The sequence below is a fragment of the Flagellimonas oceani genome (assembly GCF_011068285.1).
Lineage (GTDB): Bacteria > Bacteroidota > Bacteroidia > Flavobacteriales > Flavobacteriaceae > Flagellimonas > Flagellimonas oceani.
Genome location: NZ_CP049616.1, coordinates 2,496,411 through 2,513,273, shown reverse-complemented (window position 1 = coordinate 2,513,273; position 16,863 = coordinate 2,496,411). Strand labels below are relative to the sequence as shown.

Annotated in this window: 18 protein-coding genes; 12 read left to right on the top strand and 6 right to left on the bottom strand. The window is 42.7% G+C overall.

What is annotated here, in order from left to right; translation table 11 throughout:
• Nucleotides 1-9: 9 nt before the first annotated feature.
• Nucleotides 10-1,359 carry a Gfo/Idh/MocA family protein gene (locus GVT53_RS11510; protein WP_166248766.1) on the top strand — a complete coding sequence of 450 codons (1,350 nt, stop codon included), beginning with the start codon at nt 10-12 and terminating at the stop codon, nt 1,357-1,359.
• 88 nt (nt 1,360-1,447) lie between these two features.
• Here the strand turns inward: GVT53_RS11510 and GVT53_RS11505 are convergent, their stop codons facing one another.
• Both GVT53_RS11505 and pepT read right to left on the bottom strand, forming a co-directional pair.
• A complete protein-coding gene (locus tag GVT53_RS11505; RefSeq protein WP_166248765.1) occupies nt 1,448-2,038 on the bottom strand; it encodes a YdeI/OmpD-associated family protein in 591 nt (196 codons plus the stop codon).
• A gap of 2 nt (nt 2,039-2,040) precedes the next feature.
• Nucleotides 2,041-3,270, bottom strand: a complete 1,230-nt coding sequence (pepT, locus tag GVT53_RS11500) for a peptidase T (protein ID WP_166248764.1) — start codon at nt 3,268-3,270, stop codon at nt 2,041-2,043.
• Between the two features lie 103 nt (nt 3,271-3,373).
• Here pepT and GVT53_RS11495 point away from each other — a divergent pair, with 103 nt between their 5' ends.
• The 5 genes from GVT53_RS11495 (at nt 3,374) to GVT53_RS11475 (ending at nt 7,043) form a co-directional block, all read left to right on the top strand.
• Nucleotides 3,374-3,793: a hypothetical protein gene (locus tag GVT53_RS11495; protein ID WP_166248763.1), complete on the top strand. Its 420-nt coding sequence runs from the start codon at nt 3,374-3,376 to the stop codon at nt 3,791-3,793.
• A gap of 56 nt (nt 3,794-3,849) precedes the next feature.
• Complete coding sequence (locus GVT53_RS11490) at nt 3,850-4,890, top strand: quinone-dependent dihydroorotate dehydrogenase (protein ID WP_166248762.1); 1,041 nt, start codon at nt 3,850-3,852, stop codon at nt 4,888-4,890.
• A gap of 6 nt (nt 4,891-4,896) precedes the next feature.
• A complete protein-coding gene (locus GVT53_RS11485) occupies nt 4,897-5,553 on the top strand; it encodes a LysE family translocator (protein ID WP_166248761.1) in 657 nt (218 codons plus the stop codon).
• Nucleotides 5,554-5,574: 21 nt separating this feature from the next.
• Nucleotides 5,575-6,438, top strand: a complete 864-nt coding sequence (locus tag GVT53_RS11480; protein ID WP_166248760.1) for a hydroxymethylglutaryl-CoA lyase — start codon at nt 5,575-5,577, stop codon at nt 6,436-6,438.
• Between the two features lie 86 nt (nt 6,439-6,524).
• The gene (locus tag GVT53_RS11475; protein WP_166248759.1) at nt 6,525-7,043 is read left to right on the top strand and encodes a hypothetical protein; all 519 of its coding nucleotides are present in this window, start codon (nt 6,525-6,527) and stop codon (nt 7,041-7,043) included.
• On the opposite strand, the gene GVT53_RS11470 is transcribed toward GVT53_RS11475, so the two are convergent.
• On the bottom strand, nt 7,030-7,359 hold the full coding sequence (locus GVT53_RS11470) for a DUF6686 family protein (protein WP_240904990.1): 330 nt from the start codon (nt 7,357-7,359) through the stop codon (nt 7,030-7,032). The genes GVT53_RS11475 and GVT53_RS11470 overlap by 14 nt on opposite strands.
• A 173-nt stretch (nt 7,360-7,532) precedes the next feature.
• Here GVT53_RS11470 and guaB point away from each other — a divergent pair, with 173 nt between their 5' ends.
• Complete coding sequence (guaB, locus tag GVT53_RS11465) at nt 7,533-9,005, top strand: IMP dehydrogenase (protein WP_166248757.1); 1,473 nt, start codon at nt 7,533-7,535, stop codon at nt 9,003-9,005.
• A gap of 29 nt (nt 9,006-9,034) precedes the next feature.
• Here guaB and GVT53_RS11460 read toward each other — a convergent pair whose 3' ends face one another.
• Entirely contained in the window at nt 9,035-9,550 is a 516-nt protein-coding gene (locus tag GVT53_RS11460; protein WP_166248756.1) for a thioredoxin family protein, read from the bottom strand.
• Nucleotides 9,551-9,649: 99 nt separating this feature from the next.
• On the bottom strand, nt 9,650-10,888 hold the full coding sequence (gene lysA, locus GVT53_RS11455; protein WP_166248755.1) for a diaminopimelate decarboxylase: 1,239 nt from the start codon (nt 10,886-10,888) through the stop codon (nt 9,650-9,652).
• A 161-nt stretch (nt 10,889-11,049) separates the two neighbouring features.
• On the opposite strand from lysA, the gene GVT53_RS11450 reads away from it, so the two are divergent.
• From GVT53_RS11450 to GVT53_RS11430, 5 genes are all read left to right on the top strand, one after another.
• Nucleotides 11,050-11,688, top strand: a complete 639-nt coding sequence (locus GVT53_RS11450) for an LON peptidase substrate-binding domain-containing protein (RefSeq protein WP_166248754.1) — start codon at nt 11,050-11,052, stop codon at nt 11,686-11,688.
• 118 nt (nt 11,689-11,806) lie between these two features.
• Complete coding sequence (sucC, locus tag GVT53_RS11445) at nt 11,807-13,000, top strand: ADP-forming succinate--CoA ligase subunit beta (protein WP_166248753.1); 1,194 nt, start codon at nt 11,807-11,809, stop codon at nt 12,998-13,000.
• A gap of 344 nt (nt 13,001-13,344) precedes the next feature.
• Nucleotides 13,345-13,680, top strand: a complete 336-nt coding sequence (locus tag GVT53_RS11440) for a hypothetical protein (RefSeq protein ID WP_166248752.1) — start codon at nt 13,345-13,347, stop codon at nt 13,678-13,680.
• A 118-nt stretch (nt 13,681-13,798) separates the two neighbouring features.
• A complete protein-coding gene (locus tag GVT53_RS11435; RefSeq protein WP_166248751.1) occupies nt 13,799-14,200 on the top strand; it encodes a TerB family tellurite resistance protein in 402 nt (133 codons plus the stop codon).
• Between the two features lie 116 nt (nt 14,201-14,316).
• Nucleotides 14,317-14,742 carry an Hsp20/alpha crystallin family protein gene (locus tag GVT53_RS11430; protein ID WP_166248750.1) on the top strand — a complete coding sequence of 142 codons (426 nt, stop codon included), beginning with the start codon at nt 14,317-14,319 and terminating at the stop codon, nt 14,740-14,742.
• A gap of 90 nt (nt 14,743-14,832) precedes the next feature.
• Here GVT53_RS11430 and uvrB read toward each other — a convergent pair whose 3' ends face one another.
• Nucleotides 14,833-16,821, bottom strand: a complete 1,989-nt coding sequence (gene uvrB / locus GVT53_RS11425) for an excinuclease ABC subunit UvrB (protein ID WP_166248749.1) — start codon at nt 16,819-16,821, stop codon at nt 14,833-14,835.
• Nucleotides 16,822-16,863: the final 42 nt, after the last annotated feature.

The window sequence follows — 16,863 nt, the reverse complement described above, 5'->3', positions numbered from 1 at the left end:
TTAAAAAGTATGGGAACCAGAAGACAGTTTGTAAAACAAAGCAGTTTAGGGGCAGCGGCCATGGGGGCATCAATGGTGTTTCCAACCGAGTTGTTGGCTACGATCAGAAAAAGTATCAGTCCAAACGATAAAATCCAGGTTGGATTGATCGGTTGTAAAGGAATGGGATTTTCCGATTTGAGTTCCATATTGCAGAACAGCGAGGTAGAAGTTGTGGCCCTTTGCGATGTGGATGAAAACGTGCTACGTGAGAAAACTGCCGAACTGGAAAAAGGAGGAATCAAAAAGCCAAAATGGTATTCCGATTACCGTAAACTGTTGGAAGATAAGGATATCCATATTGCCATAATCGGCACACCGGACCATTGGCATTGCCTACAACTTACAGATGCCATTGATGCTGGCAAGGATGTATATTGTGAAAAGCCGATCGCGAATTCCGTGGCCGAGAGCGATGCCATGTTGGCCAAGGTAAACGCAAGCGATAGGATGGTGCAGATAGGGCAGTGGCAACGCAGTGAGCCCCACTTTGTGGATGCCATCAATTACGTGCATTCCGGTAAATTGGGACAGATACGATTGGTAAAAGCATGGGCCTATCAAGGGTGGATGCAATCGGTGCCCGTGGTTCCCAATAGCCCGGTCCCGGCAGGTGTTGATTATGATATGTGGCTCGGACCTGCGGAGGACAGACCCTTCAACCCAAACAGGTTCCATTTCAATTTTAGATGGTTTTGGGACTATGCCGGTGGTCTGATGACAGATTGGGGCGTACATTTAATTGATTATGCCCTTTTTGGAATGAAGGCTTCCACGCCCAAATCGGTAATGGCCATGGGCGGAAAATTTGCTTATCCCAATGATGCCGCAGAAACTCCGGATACGTTACAAACCGTTTACGATTTTGGTGATTTCTCCCTATTGTGGGAGCATGCCACGGGAATCGATGGTGGAAACTACGGCCGTAACCATGGTGTTGCCTTTATCGGGAACAACGGAACCTTGGTGCTCGACCGTGGTGGTTGGGAAGTGATCCCTGAGCATGATCGTCCGCATTGGAGTCAAGATTTGGGACCAAAAATAGAAGCTGTGCCCTTGCAGCAGGGCGTTGGGCAAGGTTTGGGACTGCACACACAAAACTTTTTGGAAGCCGTGAAAACCCGGGATAAGACCATTTTAAAGGCACCGATAAAGATTGGTTACGATGCCGCCGTAGTAAGCCACATGGGGAACATTGCCTACAAAACAGGCGAACGTTTGTTCTGGGATGCGGAAAACCATAGGTTCAACCAAGCCGAGGCAGATGCCTTATTGACAAAAGAATATCATAATGGCTGGGAGTTTCCTAAAATGGGATAACTATTTTTTTGGTTGGAATCTGAGTGGATTTTTTAATAACAGCCAACGGTTAACTAAATATCGTTTCAATTGATAGATGAGGCGACGATTACCTATAAGAATCATTCAAACCCACCCCATCCTGAATCATGGGAAGAATTTTTTCCAGCCTACGTAATTTGGTTTTCTCCTGTTTGGCCTCGCCAATGTACTCGCAGAACTCCTTTTGTTTGTAGGGTGTGAAATTGTCAAAAGCAACCTTTAGTTTGGGGTTTTTGGCCAATTCTGATTGCAATATTTCCGGAATTTGAATCTTCTTGGCCTTCTCGGCCTTTACCTCCAATCCCTTTTTTTGATTGTCCAACGCCTCTTTCATATAGGCCAGGACAGTTTTTTCGTCGATTTCCTCCAGACTTTGGAACTTCCAGTGACGCATGCCCTTGGTTTTTCCTTCTTGGGCATTTTCCAGTACATTTTTTGGGTCCTTCAAATAAACGCCATTAAAAAACCAAACCCCAAAATGATGCTTGAACTTACATATCCCGAAAACATTTCTATTGTTCAAAGTGTACACCGGAATACCCCATTTAAAATTTTCTTCCGCCTCTGTTCTTAATGCGATTTCCCTAAGAAAAACAATTCCCTCCCTAAAGGGATGTTCGTTTTCGTAATAGGCTTCCAATTTTTCGGACTTTTCCACAACTACTTGATTTGACTAGCGGTAAGTTCGCAAATTTTTACGATAACCATCACCGCTTTTTCCATGCTTTCCAAAGGAACATACTCGTATTTGCCATGGAAATTGTGTCCGCCGGCAAAAATATTGGGGCACGGAAGTCCCATAAAACTGAGCTGGGAACCATCTGTACCGCCTCTAATGGGTTTTATGATAGGTTCAATTTGAAGGGATTTCATCGCCTCTTCCGCTATCTCCACAATATGAAAGACCGGTTCCACCTTTTCCCGCATGTTTTTGTATTGGTTCTCGATGGTCAAGGAAACGAACTCCCCATATTTTTTGTTGAGTTTTTCCTTGATGTCGTTCAAAAGGTCCTTTCTGGCCTGAAAATGCACAGCATCGTGATCACGGATGATCAAGTCTATTTCGGCTTTTTCAATCTCGCCCTTAATTTTATGCACATGGAAAAAACCTTCCCGACCCGTGGTGTGTTCGGGGACTTCGCTTGGGGGCAAATGGGTTAAATAATCGTTGGCAATCCCAATGGCGTTTACCATTTTGTTCTTTGCATATCCGGGGTGCACACTTTTACCGGTAATGGTAATTTTGGCTTTTGCCGCGTTAAAGTTTTCGTACTCCAGTTCTCCCACTTGGCTACCGTCCATCGTGTATGCCCATTCGGCACCAAATTTTTCCACATCGAATTTGTGGGCCCCTCTTCCAATTTCTTCATCGGGGGTAAAAGCGATCCTGATTTTACCATGTTTAATTTCGGGATGTTTGATGAGATATTCCATGGCTGTGATAATTTCAGCAACACCTGCTTTGTCATCAGCGCCTAAGAGCGTTGTCCCATCTGTTGTGATCAAGGTTTGTCCCTCGTAGGCCTTTAAATCTTCAAAATAATCGGGAGATAGCACAATGTTGTTCAACTTGTTCAATACGATATCCTTCCCGTCATAATTTTCAATGATCTGCGGCTTTACATTTTTACCCGAAAAATCCGGTGAGGTATCAAAATGGGAGACAAAACCAATGGTAGGAACTTTTTTATCTATGTTGCTGGGCAAAGTCGCCATAATGTAGGCGTTCTCGTCAATGGAGACCTCCTGCATGCCAATTTGATGCAGTTCCATCACCAATTTTTTGGCAAGGTCCCATTGTTTTTCAGTACTTGGGGTGGACTGCGAATAGGGGTCGCTCTGGGTGTCAGTGGTCACGTATTCTAAAAATCGGGGCAATAATTTTTCCATGGTCGGTGTTGATTTTTATCAAAAATAATGCTTATTCAAACGTAATTTTGCAAATCAAGGGCATTAATAAGTATCTTTCGGAAACCATTAAATTCAACCTCGCTTGAAACCGCTTGTATATATTCTTTTTTTGATATCCGGCTTTTATGGAACGGCCCAGATGGATTGTATTTTAGGTGTTGGCGGGCGCGATAACGAGACCATTGCCAAGGTTTTTGAGCTAACCGAAGAGCAGCAGGAAAACTTGAAAAATTGGAGCGCCGAACTAAAGATCAGAAACGATATTTTTAAGGAACGGGCAGCATATCTGATGAAACAAAACGAAGAGAGCTCTCCCGAAGTGCTGATGGAAGTATCGAAAAAGTATCAATCTTTTATAGATAGTATGGCAAAAAATGTCCATATGATGGATAAAAGACTATTGGAAAGCTTCAGTCAAGTTCAATACGACAGGTATTTGAAGTTATGTAACCAAATGACGTTGCGTCCCATCTACATAAACAGGTCTGTTGACGAAAATTGACCGAAATGTTAAGAACTGTTTTGAGAGTTTTTATTTTTGTCCAAAATCCATTCTGAATGTACAAAATCCTTATTCGCCCGGTACTTTTTTTGTTTGACCCGGAAGCTGTGCACCACTTTACTTTTAGGGCCATAAAGTTTTTTTCAAGATTGGGTTTGGGCGGAATTTTCCGCAATATTTTTGTTGTAGATGACCCAAGATTGGAGCGGGAAGTGTTTGGCGTACGATTTATAAACCCGGTGGGATTGGCCGCTGGTTTTGATAAAGATGCCAAACTTTACAATGAGTTTTCGGATTTTGGATTTGGATTTGTTGAAATAGGAACTGTAACCCCAAAACCACAATCGGGCAATCCCAAAAAACGATTGTTTCGATTAAAGGATGATAAGGCCATCATTAACAGGATGGGATTTAACAACAAAGGTGTTTTTGAGGCCGTTGAGCAGTTAAAGAAAAGGCACCGTGTAATTGTGGGGGGCAATATTGGCAAAAATAAAGTCACGCCCAACGAGGACGCATTGAAGGACTATCTCATCTGTTTTGAAGCTTTATTTGAGCATGTGGACTATTTTGTGGTAAATGTAAGTTCCCCCAATACGCCGGGATTGAGAGAGCTTCAGGATAGGGAGCCCTTGACCAATTTGCTCAAAAAGCTGAAAAGTCAGAATAAAAAGCTGGCCAAGTCCACGAAGAGAAAGGAGAAACCGATTTTGTTGAAAATTGCTCCGGATTTGACGGACGATCAACTCTTGGATATTATCGAAATTGTTGCCGACACAAAAATCGAAGGGGTCATAGCGACCAATACCACCATTGAACGTAAGGACTTAAAATCGCATCTCACCTTATCCGAAGAAGCCGGCGGTTTAAGCGGAAGGCCATTGACGAACAGAAGTACCGAGGTAATCCGTTTTTTGGCCGACAACAGTAGAAAGGCATTCCCGATCATAGGGGTCGGCGGCATACATTCCGAAGCGGACGCACTGGAAAAATTGGAAGCAGGTGCAGATTTGGTCCAACTTTACACAGGTTTTATATACGAAGGGCCCGCCCTTATCAAAAAAATCAACAAGGCCATTTTAGCAAAAATGGACTAATACGATATGCACAGTCCGTTATTATTTCTGGAGACCGTCAACTCACCTATTTTGATTGCGTTTTTGGTGTCTTCCCTTGCGTTGGCCTTATCACCGGGGCCGGATAATATTTTTGTGCTCACCCAAAGTATCGGTAATGGAACAAAATCAGGTCTGGCCACCGTGTTTGGTTTGGTCTCTGGCTGTTTGGTCCACACCACCTTATTGGCTTTTGGCGTTTCGGAAATCATCAAACGGAGCGATACATTGTTTTTTGCCATAAAGTTGTTTGGAGCCATGTACCTGTTGTATCTGGCTTTTCAAGTTTACCGAAGTGACGCTTCCATACTTTTGGATAAAGAGAACAACCCGGCCAAATCGCCCCAAAAACTGTTTTGGACGGGGTTTACCATGAACGTGCTCAACCCGAAGGTGACCATCTTCTTTTTGGCATTTTTCCCCGGGTTTTTGTTCAGTGATAGTTTGAGTGCCGTAGTTCAGTTCTACATTTTGGGGTTCATTTTTATGCTCTCCGCACTGCTTGTTTTTGGTGCCATTGCAGTTTTGGCGGGGAAGATTTCCAAATATCTGTCACGACATAAAAAAACAGGTGTCTATTTAAAATGGGTGCAGATTGTTGTTTTTGTAGGGATTGCCGTTTATCTATTTCTGTCGGAGAAATAAGTACTATTTTTACGGGAGACTATGCAAAAAGTAAAACTCATAGAATGTCCACGGGACGCCATGCAGGGTATCAAGACCTTTATTCCTACGGATGAAAAGGTGAAGTATATTCAATCCCTGCTGGGCTGCGGCTTTGATACTATTGACTTCGGCAGTTTTGTTTCCCCCAAGGCGATTCCACAGATGCAGGATACCGCAGAAGTTTTGGCAAAGTTGGATCTGTCCCGCACCCGAAGTAAGCTTTTGGCCATTGTGGCCAATGTGCGCGGCGCTCAAGATGCCTGTGAACACGAAGCGATAGATTATCTGGGATTTCCCTTTTCCATTTCAGAAAACTTTCAGATGCGGAACACGCACAAGACCATTGACCAATCCGTTGAAACTTTAAAGGGGATATTGGAGTTGGCCGATGCCCACAATAAGGAAGTCGTTACCTACATATCCATGGGGTTTGGAAACCCTTATGGAGATCCATGGAACGTGGAGATAGTAGGGGAGTGGACCGAGAGATTGGCCGAAATGGGGACTAAAATCCTTTCATTGTCCGATACCATTGGCAGTTCCACCCCAGAAGTAATCGACTATTTGTTCAGCAATCTTATTCCAAAGTATCCTGAAATAGAGTTCGGTGCCCATTTGCACACAACACCGACCAAATGGCACGAAAAAGTGAATGCGGCCTACAAGGCAGGTTGCCGTCGTTTTGATGGAGCCGTGCAGGGTTTTGGCGGTTGTCCCATGGCAAAGGACGAACTGACCGGCAATATGCCCACGGAAAAAATGCTGTCCTATTTTACTACAGAAAAGGCGGATTCGGGCGTTAACTGGATGGTTTTTGAAGCGGCTTACAATAAAGCCACAGAGTTGTTCTCCGTATACCATTAACTACTTTTCATCGACATAAATTTGTCTGCCATTTATTTAGATTGAGTCTAAATGGATATCTTTGAGACTTCCAATGAACCATCATTATGAAGTATAGCGGTCTATTGCCCAACTTGCCCAAGGAACTCCGTATTTTTATTGCAACTTTCGTCATTGTGCTATCCGTGGGATATTTTACGGGGTTGCTCTTTATCCAAGAAACCGAATCCACCACGCCAACAGGAATTGAGGAGAACTATTTGGGCAACGAAGATGATGAAGATGCCGATGTAATGAAATTTAAAAAAGGAAACCGCGAAATGCTAACTGTGGTTCACACGCATGTGCTTTCCATGTCACTTATATTTTTTCTATTGGGCGGATTGGTGTGGCTTGCAAAAGCCCCTAAAAAACTAAAACTCTTTTTGACGTTGGAACCATTTCTTTCCATTATTCTCACCTTCGGGGGTATTTATGTGATGTGGTCAGGAGTCAGTTGGTTTAGGTACGTCGTTGTTTTCTCTGGAATTTTGATGACAGTTACCTACACAGGTTCAGCAATATTAGTACTGTGGCAATGCTTGTTCCCGACCAGATATAAAATGTCGGATGTCAGTTCTCGATAAATTGATAGTCAATTTCAGAATGACTGAGAAGTTCAACACCCTGTTTTTCGAAGGATAGTAGGCTCAATATTTCACTGACCTCTTCCTTGTTTACCAAAATAATGAAGTGCTTTTTGCCCACGGAGATTGGAATTTTACGTTGATGGCTCCAGTTTTTCAAGTGTTTTTCCCAATAGGGGATATCCAACTGCTCAATGTATTCCCTCAGTGCATCAAGCTCCCATTCATAGAGTTCAAAGCATAGGTTGTTATATATCAACTGAAATAGTTTGGTGTGGTCACAGAAAGTCAATACACCATTTTTCGATCTGTTCATTACATTCAAAAATCTGCACATAAAAAAGATTTGAACCCTAAAGATAACAATTATATAGAATGATTCTAAATAATTGGATGAAATTCTGGTTAAGTCAAATAATGTAATCCGAACACGGTGAGGTAATCCAATAAATTAGTGGTATATTTGCACGCAATTAATCCGTAATTGCAATGGAAGCTCACCAGAACAAAATTGTTGGAGAAGGTCTTACTTATGACGACGTTCTTCTTGTGCCGGCATACTCCGAAGTACTTCCCCGAGAAGTAAACATCCAATCAAAATTTACCAAGAACATTACCATAAATGTGCCCATTGTCTCTGCGGCCATGGATACGGTGACCGAATCCCGGATGGCGATTGCCATGGCCAGGGAAGGTGGTATTGGTGTTCTGCATAAAAATATGACCATTGAGCAGCAGGCGCTCAAAGTGAGAAAAGTGAAGCGTGCCGAGAGCGGGATGATCATGGACCCGGTCACGCTTCCCCTCAATTCTTTTGTGCGCGACGCCAAAGCGAGTATGAGGGAACACAGCATTGGGGGCATTCCCATTGTGGACGATAACAAAAAACTTATCGGGATCGTGACCAACCGAGACCTTCGTTTTGAAAAGAATGACGATAGGCCCATTTCGGATGTCATGACATCCGAAAATTTGGTTACCGTTGCTGAAGGAACTTCATTGCAACAGGCGGAGGTCATCCTTCAAGAAAATAAAATTGAAAAATTGCCCGTGGTCAACGATAAGGATGAACTTATCGGGTTGATCACGTTCAGGGACATTACAAAACTTACCCAAAAACCAATTGCTAATAAAGACCAGTACGGTCGTTTGCGCGTAGCAGCCGCCATCGGTGTTACCGCTGATGCCGTTGATCGCGCCGGGGCATTGGTGAAATCTGGCGTGGATGCCATTATTATAGATACTGCCCATGGACATACCAAAGGTGTTGTCAGTATTTTAAAGGAAGTCAAGAAGTCCTTTCCGGAATTGGAGGTGGTTGTAGGTAACATTGCCACTGCCGAAGCTGCCAAATATTTGGTGGAAGCTGGTGCCGATGCCGTAAAAGTGGGTATAGGTCCAGGCTCCATTTGTACCACGCGAGTAGTTGCCGGGGTAGGTTTTCCACAATTTTCTGCAGTTTTGGAAGTTTCTGCCGCATTAAAGGGTACTGGGGTTCCTGTAATTGCCGATGGGGGAATCCGATACACTGGTGATATTCCCAAAGCCTTGGCCGCTGGAGCTGATACCGTAATGTTGGGCTCGCTATTGGCCGGAACCAAAGAATCCCCGGGAGAGACCATCATATATGAAGGTCGTAAGTTCAAATCCTACCGTGGCATGGGCTCCGTTGAGGCCATGAAACAGGGAAGTAAGGACCGATATTTCCAAGATGTGGAGGACGATATTAAAAAACTGGTTCCCGAAGGTATTGTGGGACGCGTGCCCTATAAAGGTGAATTGGTGGAAAGTATGCATCAGTTCATCGGAGGACTACGTGCCGGTATGGGATATTGTGGAGCAGGCGATATAGAAGCTTTGAAAAACAATGCCCGATTTGTGAAGATAACCTCCAGTGGTATCCACGAGAGTCACCCACATAACGTGACCATTACAAAGGAAAGTCCTAATTATAGTAGGTAAAATATAAGGTTTTGGCTCGCTGGGGAATTTTATTTCCCAGCATAGCTTTTCCAGTCCTTGTCCTTATAAATGTTATCGCCGAAGTATTTGGCAATCTGCATAAAGGGTTCCACTTGTTGATAACCGGGAACTGGGGATAGCATATTCAATTTTTCATCCAAGAAAACTACGGTCGGGTAACTCATCTTGCCTTGTAGCAAGGCTGCGGCCAATTCGTGGTAGCCCCTTCTTCCGGACGGAACATATTTGAATGTTTTGCCTTGGTATTCAATAGGGTCTTTACCTTCGGCATCCATTTTTACCATGTAAAAATTGTCCTGCATGTATTTGGATACTTCCGGATTTTGGAACGTATTTTTATCCATCTTTTTGCACCATCCGCACCAATCAGTGTACACATCCACAAATATTTTTTTGGGTTGGGCATCCGTTTTGGAAAGTTCAACGGCCTCTTCCCAAGAAATCCAATTGATATCTTGGGCTTGTGCATTCAAGCCGGAGAATACTAGAAAAAGTAAACAGATTTGAGTGAAAATTGAGCGCATAGTCTTGGTTTTTGACGTAATCGTCGTCCTATCAATACAAAACTAACGAAAATTGTGCCAAAAAAGTATTGCCTTTAACAGTCCGATAATGCTTTATGCTTACTTTACAGTTTGCTTTTTTGATGGTTCAAAAAGTTCCTTCACATCAACTTGGTTGTTCAGGATATCATCAAATGTTTCCCTTTTTCTGATTAGATGGGCCTTTCCTTGATACCAAAGGACTTCCGCTGGTCTGTATCTGGAGTTGTAATTGCTCGCCATGGTAAAGCAGTAAGCGCCTGCATTTTTAAAGCATAAAATGTCACCTTCGGATATTTCGTTGATTCTGCGGTTGCTGCCAAATGTATCCGTTTCACAAATATATCCCACTACCGAGTAGTAACGCTCCCTGCCTTTGGGATTGGAAATATTAATGATTTGATGGTTGGATCCATATAGCATGGGTCTTATCAAATGGTTGAAACCTGAGTCGATACTGGCAAAAACCGTAGAAGTAGTTTGTTTTACCACGTTTACTTTTGCCAAAAAGTAGCCGGCTTCGCTCACCAAAAATTTACCGGGCTCAAAAGCAAGGGTAAGTTCCCTACCATATTCTTTGCAGAACTCGTTGAATCTTTTGGTCAGTTTTTTGCCCAACTCATCAACATTGGTCTGAATATCACCTTCCTTGTACGGTACTTTAAAACCACTGCCAAAGTCGATAAATTCTAGGTCCTTGAAGTTTTTCGCGGTTTCAAAAAGTATTTCCGAAGCGTAAAGGAATACATCAATATCTAAAATATCGCTTCCCGTATGCATGTGGATCCCATTGATGTTCATGTTGGTCAAGTCGACAATACGCAATAAATGTGGAATCTGATGCACGCTGATACCGAACTTGGAATCGATATGTCCCACGGAAATATTGGAGTTTCCTCCCGCCATCACGTGTGGATTGATTCGGATACATACGGGAATATCGGGGTGCTTGCTGCCAAACTGTTCCAAAATGGACAGGTTGTCAATATTCACCTGAACTCCAAGGGCTGCGGCTTCCTCAATCTCTTCCAAAGAAACCCCGTTGGGCGTAAAAATGATGGATTCCGGCTTAAAACCGGCCAAAAGTCCCAATTTTACTTCTTGAATGGATACCGTGTCCAGTCCGCTTCCCAAGCTGTTCAGCAATCGTAAGATACTGACATTGGACAAAGCTTTGGCCGCATAGTTCAATTTAAGATTGGGTACACCTTTAAAAGCATTGGTCAACTTTTTATATTGTGAGGTAATCTTATCGGCATCATAAACATAAAGCGGTGCGCCAAATTGCTCGGTAAGCTGAAGTAAGTCCTTAGAATTCATGTTGTACGGTATTTTAAGCAAAACTATGTCTTGTTGCTTATACACGCAAGAAATAAAATATTTTTATCAAAATATAACAAGTTGTTTTATTTGAAACATTTGTGGTTTGCCTAGAGTTGTGGCTTTAAGTTTTGATGCGTATTTTTAGACAAATCACTATAATGAAACTGCCCTTGTTCCCATTGCAGTCGGTATTTTATCCGGGAGAAACGGTGCCGCTGCATATTTTTGAAGACCGTTATAAGCAATTGATCAACGATTGTAGGAGGGAAGCTATGACCTTTGGTGTTCCGGTTTATATCAATAATTCCATTTCTTATGGTACCGAAGTGCAATTGGTAGAGGTGGTGAACACTTACGATACCGGGGAGATGGATGTGGTTTGCGTGGCGCGTCAAGTTTTTAAGGTGCTGAGCTTTGAAAAACAATTGGAGGGAAAGCTCTACGGTGGTGGAGAAATCGAGTTCTTGGACCATGAGAACGATGCCGATGAAGGTTTAAGGGAAGAGGTGCTTCAAAAAGTAGAGGAGTTGTACGATATAATGGACGTTCCCTTTACCAAAACATCCCCGAAACAATTCAACAGCTACTCGCTTGCCCATAAAATGGGGCTTTCCTTTGAGCAGGAATATGAATTGTTGCTGATGCGCAGAGAAACCGATAGGCTGAATTTTATAAAAGCCCATTTGGAGGCAACGACCCATGTACTCCATAAGGTGAACCGCACCAAAGAGGTAATTGAAATGAACGGACATTTCAAAAATTTTGACCCCCTCGACTTTCAGGATTTTAAGTTGTAGCTGTTCTTGGTCCGGAAAGCGGTATTTTCTTCCTACTTATCGCTAATTAATCATTTAACATCTTCAATTTGTCAGCAGTGTTTTCTATTTTTGTCTGCAAACAAAAGTAAATTCACAGATGAATCTTCACGAATATCAAGGAAAAGAGATTTTAGCCAGTTTTGGAGTTAGGATCCAAAGAGGGATAGTTGCCCACAACGCCAAGGAAGCGGTTGATGCCGCAAAACAACTTACAGAAGAAACCGGAACCGGATGGCACGTAATCAAAGCGCAAGTACATGCTGGTGGCCGTGGTAAGGGCGGTGGTGTAAAGCTGGCCAAAAACTTGAAGGAAGTGGAAGAGTTGGCAGGTAGCATTATAGGGATGAACCTTGTTACCCCGCAAACATCTGCCGAAGGTAAAAAAGTGCACCAGGTTTTGGTGGCCGAGGATGTTTACTATCCAGGTGATAGCGAAACCAGTGAATTTTATATGTCCGTTCTTTTGAACAGGGGAACAGGTAAAAACATGATCATGTATTCTACCGAAGGTGGTATGGATATAGAAGAAGTGGCGGAAAAAACACCACATTTGATATTTACCGAAGAAGTAGATCCAGGATTGGGGCTCTTGCCTTTCCAAGCAAGAAGAATCGCCTTTAACCTTGGGTTGTCCGGAACCGCCTTCAAAGAGATGGTGAAGTTCGTTATGTCCTTGTACAAAGCCTATGTGGAAAGTGATTCAAGCCTTTTCGAGATCAATCCTGTTTTAAAGACTTCCGATGATAAAATCATGGCAGTTGATGCCAAGGTGACCATAGATGACAATGCATTGTACAGAAGAAAGGCTTATGCGGAAATGCGTGACCTTCGTGAAGAAAACCCAATTGAGGTCGAAGCACGCGAGGTTGGCTTAAATTATGTCGACCTTGATGGAAATGTAGGGTGTATGGTGAACGGAGCCGGGTTGGCAATGGCTACCATGGACTTGATTAAAATGGCCGGTGGAGAGCCTGCCAACTTCTTGGATGTTGGAGGTACCGCGGACGCCAAAAGGGTGGAAGAGGCCTTCCGTATTATTCTTAAGGACCCTAACGTAAAAGCCATATTGATCAATATCTTCGGGGGAATCGTTCGTTGTGATCGTGTTGCCCAAGGTGTGGTGGATGCCTATAAAAACATGGGAGATGCCATCCAGGTTCCAATTATTGTAAGGTTACAGGGAACCAATGCCGAGTTGGCCAAAGAAATTATCGATAATTCCGGTTTGGCTGTACATTCGGCCGTACAATTTAAAGAAGCTGCAGATAAGGTAGAAGAGGTTTTGAGCTAGTTCTAACCACATAAAATAGATAAAGGGCAACGTTTTGGTAACGTTGCCCTTTTTTTATCCTGCAATTTATCACCCATTGATTTTAGTGCTTTTCTAGACTGTTAACACTATTTCCTTTCTATTGAATATGTTCTTTGATTTCTGTTGAATTTCTTTTAAAGAAACTGGCTTTTTTGGTATTTTATTGCGATGGCAACTAGATTAAACATTTGTTAAATCGTTCACAGGTGTAACAATTATGTTTTTTTATCGTCTTATTTTTGAGGTGTCATTAAAAAGGGCGTTTAATCAAGCTTAAATATTGACATATCGTTAATCATCAATTTTAATCAAAAAACAAAATCATGAAAAATTTCAAAAAGATTACAGTAGCATTGGCATTGTTCGTAACAATGGGTGCGTTTGCAACAGAAGGAAAAAAAGAAACAAAAAACAACAACCTTTCCGGGCAGATTTATGAGATGTTGAAAGACAATCAATTTAATGCCGATGAAAAAGAATTGACTGCAGAAGTGAAATTCATCGTTAACGAAAAAGGTGAATTGGTCGTACTTTCTGTAGAGACCAAAGATGAAGTTTTGGAAGGTTTCGTAAAAAGCCGTTTGAACTATAAAAAAGTGCAATTGGACAATGTTGCACCAGGTAGAGTTTACGAAATTCCAGTAAGGATTACCGCTTAATAAACGGGAATTGTTTGAGTTAGTTAGAAAAAGCCCTGAAATTCAGGGCTTTTTTGTGTACTAAAATGGCCTATTTTGGAGTTATCTACTTAGGATTGCAAACCAAAACCATTATTTTATGGGTAGCCATGAGGAAAAACTGAGTATTCTCTCCGAGATGATCGCCTTTGCACGGGTAGATCATTCCCTAAAGCAATCTGAATATGATTTTTTGCTGAAAGTGGCCGATAGCCTTGGTGTAAGCAAAGCTATTTTTAATGGCCTTCTCAAACAGAAATCACCAAAAGTTCGGTTAAAAACCCAAGCGGAGCGCATTGTGCAGTTCCATAGGCTAATATTGTTGATGAATATCGACCGGGAGCAGCATAAAAAGGAAATCCATACACTTTACAATATCGGTCTTAAAATGGGGCTGCCACCCTCGGCCATTAGTCAGGTTCTACAGGTGATGCACCGTTACCCGAACAACATTGTTCCGCCAGATGTGCTGATCAATATCTTCAAGGCACATTATAATTGATGTCAAAATGGCATAATTTTAAATTGAATACATGTCAAAATGACGTTATTTTTCTGTTGGTACAGGTTTTGACTTATACATGGTGATTTAAATGTTTAACTAAAAATTGAATCGCCATGAGTATAGTAAAAAGAAATAACCTGTTTTTTCCATCCTTGATGAACGATTTTGTAAGTCCAGATTGGTTCGGTGGAACAGAAAAGTGGAATACTTCCATTCCTGCTGTGAACATAAAGGACAACACCGAAGGATTTGAATTGGAACTAGCCGTTCCTGGTATGAAGAAAGATGACTTTACCGTAGAAATCGACAATGATGTGTTGACCATTTCCAGTGAAATGAAATCCGAGAATGAAGAAAACAAAGAGAACTACACAAGAAAAGAGTTTTCCTATTCATCCTTTAAAAGAGCATTTACATTGCCCGAAACCGTAGATGGTTCCAAAATCGACGCCAAGTACGAAGACGGAGTTTTAAAATTGACATTGCCCAAAAAACAAGAGGCATTGCCAAAACCAAAAAGGTTGATAGAGATTGCATAAGACATTAGAACACCAACTATAGGTGTTTCATGATGGTTGGATTAGTTGGTTAGTTGAGGCGCGCTCCTGCATATGCGGGGGCGCGTTTTTTTATTCCTTTTCCTGAAGCATTTTTATCTCGTCCCTTAGTTTGGCCGCTTCCATAAAATCGAGTTCTTTGGCCGCCTTTTCCATGGCCTTTCTTTTTTCCCTGATCAGTTTTTCTTTTTGATCTTCGGTGATATATTTTAAGTCGGGCTCCGCGGCGCGCATTTCTTCCTTTTGAAAGTGGTACGTAGAAACCGAGTTTTTGGCCAAGGCACTATCCAGATTTTTTTTGAGGGCCATTGGGGTAATATTGTTCTCCTTGTTATAGGTCATTTGTTTTTCCCTACGGTAATTGGTCTCGTCAATGGTCTTTTGCATGCTCTCCGTGATTTTGTCGGCATACATAATGGCCTTGCCGTTCAAGTTACGTGCGGCCCTACCTACGGTCTGTGTCAAAGAGCGGTTACTTCGTAGGAAACCTTCTTTGTCCGCATCCAAAATGGCTACAAGTGAAACCTCTGGCAAATCCAAGCCCTCACGTAATAGGTTTACCCCGATCAATACATCAAAAATACCTTTTCTAAGGTCTTGCATGATTTCCACCCGCTCCAAGGTATCGACATCACTGTGTATGTACCTACAACGGACATCTATCCTTGTTAAATATTTGGTGAGCTCCTCGGCCATACGTTTGGTAAGGGTGGTCACCAAGGTGCGTTCGTCCAGTTCTACCCTTTGCTGAATCTCCTCAACAAGATCATCAATTTGGTTTTCACTGGGGCGGACTTCAATAATAGGGTCCAATAATCCAGTTGGACGGATAATCTGCTCCACATAAACACCTTCGCTCAACTCCAATTCGTAATCCGCGGGAGTGGCACTTACGTAAAGCACCTGGTTTTGAAGCGCTTCAAACTCTTCAAACTTTAACGGACGGTTGTCCATGGCGGCAGGCAAACGAAAACCATATTCTACGAGATTTTCTTTTCTGGAACGGTCGCCACCGTACATGGCATGCACTTGTGGAATGGTAACATGACTTTCATCGATGACCATTAAATAATCATCCGGAAAATAATCCAATAAACAGAAAGGTCGGGTCCCAGGTTTTCTGCCGTCCAAATATCTTGAGTAATTCTCGATTCCGGAACAATAACCAAGTTCCCGAATCATTTCCAAATCAAAATTGGTGCGTTCTTCCAAGCGTTTGGCTTCCAGCGGTCGGCCGATTTCCTTGAAGTAATCTATCTGCTTCACAAGGTCGTCCTGTATCTCCTTAATGGCATTCTGGAGCACATCGGGAGAGGTAACGAACATGTTCGCCGGGTAGATGTTCAGTGTGTCATATATTTCAATGACCTTATTGTTGTAGGGGTCCAATGCTTCGATTTCCTCGATTTCATCCCCAAAAAAATGGATACGGAACGCATGGTCCGCATAGCCGGGGAATACATCTACCACATCTCCTTTAACCCTAAAATTACCATTTCTGAAATCCGCGGTGGTTCGGGCGTACAGACTTTGCACCAACTGCTTTAAAAACTTGGTTCTTGAGATGACCTGGTCCCTATGGATGGTAATGACGTTTTTCTGGAACTCTATCGGGTTACCTATACCGTACAGGCAAGATACCGAAGCAACTACGAGCACATCCCGTCGTCCTGATAGAAGCGAGGAGGTGGTGCTTAATCTCAACTTCTCGATATCCTCGTTAATGGAGAGGTCTTTTTCAATGTAAAGTCCGCTTGTGGGGATATAGGCTTCGGGCTGGTAATAATCGTAATAGGATACAAAATATTCCACCGCATTGTTGGGAAAAAATTGCTTGAACTCCGAATACAATTGAGCGGCCAAGGTCTTGTTGTGCGCCAAAACCAAGGTAGGCTTCTGAACCGATTCCACCACATTGGCAACGGTAAATGTTTTCCCGGACCCGGTAACCCCGAGCAAGGTTTGATGTTGAGCCTTGGATTCAATGCCCTCCACCAATTGTCGTATCGCTTCGGGTTGATCCCCCGTCGGCTTAAAGTCGGAAACTACCTGAAATTTCATAAGGTAAAAATACTAAAGGTAGCTGCTATATTGAAGCAAACC

Excerpts from the sequence above, each read along its gene's own strand:
- GVT53_RS11510 (WP_166248766.1), top strand. The coding sequence starts at position 10 with ATGGGAACCAGAAGACAGTTTGTAAAACAAAGCAGTTTAGGGGCAGCG.
- pepT (WP_166248764.1), bottom strand. The coding sequence starts at position 3,270 with ATGGAAAAATTATTGCCCCGATTTTTAGAATACGTGACCACTGACACC.
- GVT53_RS11490 (WP_166248762.1), top strand. The coding sequence starts at position 3,850 with ATGTACAAAATCCTTATTCGCCCGGTACTTTTTTTGTTTGACCCGGAA.
- GVT53_RS11485 (WP_166248761.1), top strand. The coding sequence starts at position 4,897 with ATGCACAGTCCGTTATTATTTCTGGAGACCGTCAACTCACCTATTTTG.
- GVT53_RS11480 (WP_166248760.1), top strand. The coding sequence starts at position 5,575 with ATGCAAAAAGTAAAACTCATAGAATGTCCACGGGACGCCATGCAGGGT.
- GVT53_RS11475 (WP_166248759.1), top strand. The coding sequence starts at position 6,525 with ATGAAGTATAGCGGTCTATTGCCCAACTTGCCCAAGGAACTCCGTATT.
- GVT53_RS11470 (WP_240904990.1), bottom strand. The coding sequence starts at position 7,359 with ATGAACAGATCGAAAAATGGTGTATTGACTTTCTGTGACCACACCAAA.
- guaB (WP_166248757.1), top strand. The coding sequence starts at position 7,533 with ATGGAAGCTCACCAGAACAAAATTGTTGGAGAAGGTCTTACTTATGAC.
- GVT53_RS11460 (WP_166248756.1), bottom strand. The coding sequence starts at position 9,550 with ATGCGCTCAATTTTCACTCAAATCTGTTTACTTTTTCTAGTATTCTCC.
- lysA (WP_166248755.1), bottom strand. The coding sequence starts at position 10,888 with ATGAATTCTAAGGACTTACTTCAGCTTACCGAGCAATTTGGCGCACCG.
- GVT53_RS11450 (WP_166248754.1), top strand. The coding sequence starts at position 11,050 with ATGAAACTGCCCTTGTTCCCATTGCAGTCGGTATTTTATCCGGGAGAA.
- sucC (WP_166248753.1), top strand. The coding sequence starts at position 11,807 with ATGAATCTTCACGAATATCAAGGAAAAGAGATTTTAGCCAGTTTTGGA.
- GVT53_RS11440 (WP_166248752.1), top strand. The coding sequence starts at position 13,345 with ATGAAAAATTTCAAAAAGATTACAGTAGCATTGGCATTGTTCGTAACA.
- GVT53_RS11435 (WP_166248751.1), top strand. The coding sequence starts at position 13,799 with ATGGGTAGCCATGAGGAAAAACTGAGTATTCTCTCCGAGATGATCGCC.
- GVT53_RS11430 (WP_166248750.1), top strand. The coding sequence starts at position 14,317 with ATGAGTATAGTAAAAAGAAATAACCTGTTTTTTCCATCCTTGATGAAC.
- uvrB (WP_166248749.1), bottom strand. The coding sequence starts at position 16,821 with ATGAAATTTCAGGTAGTTTCCGACTTTAAGCCGACGGGGGATCAACCC.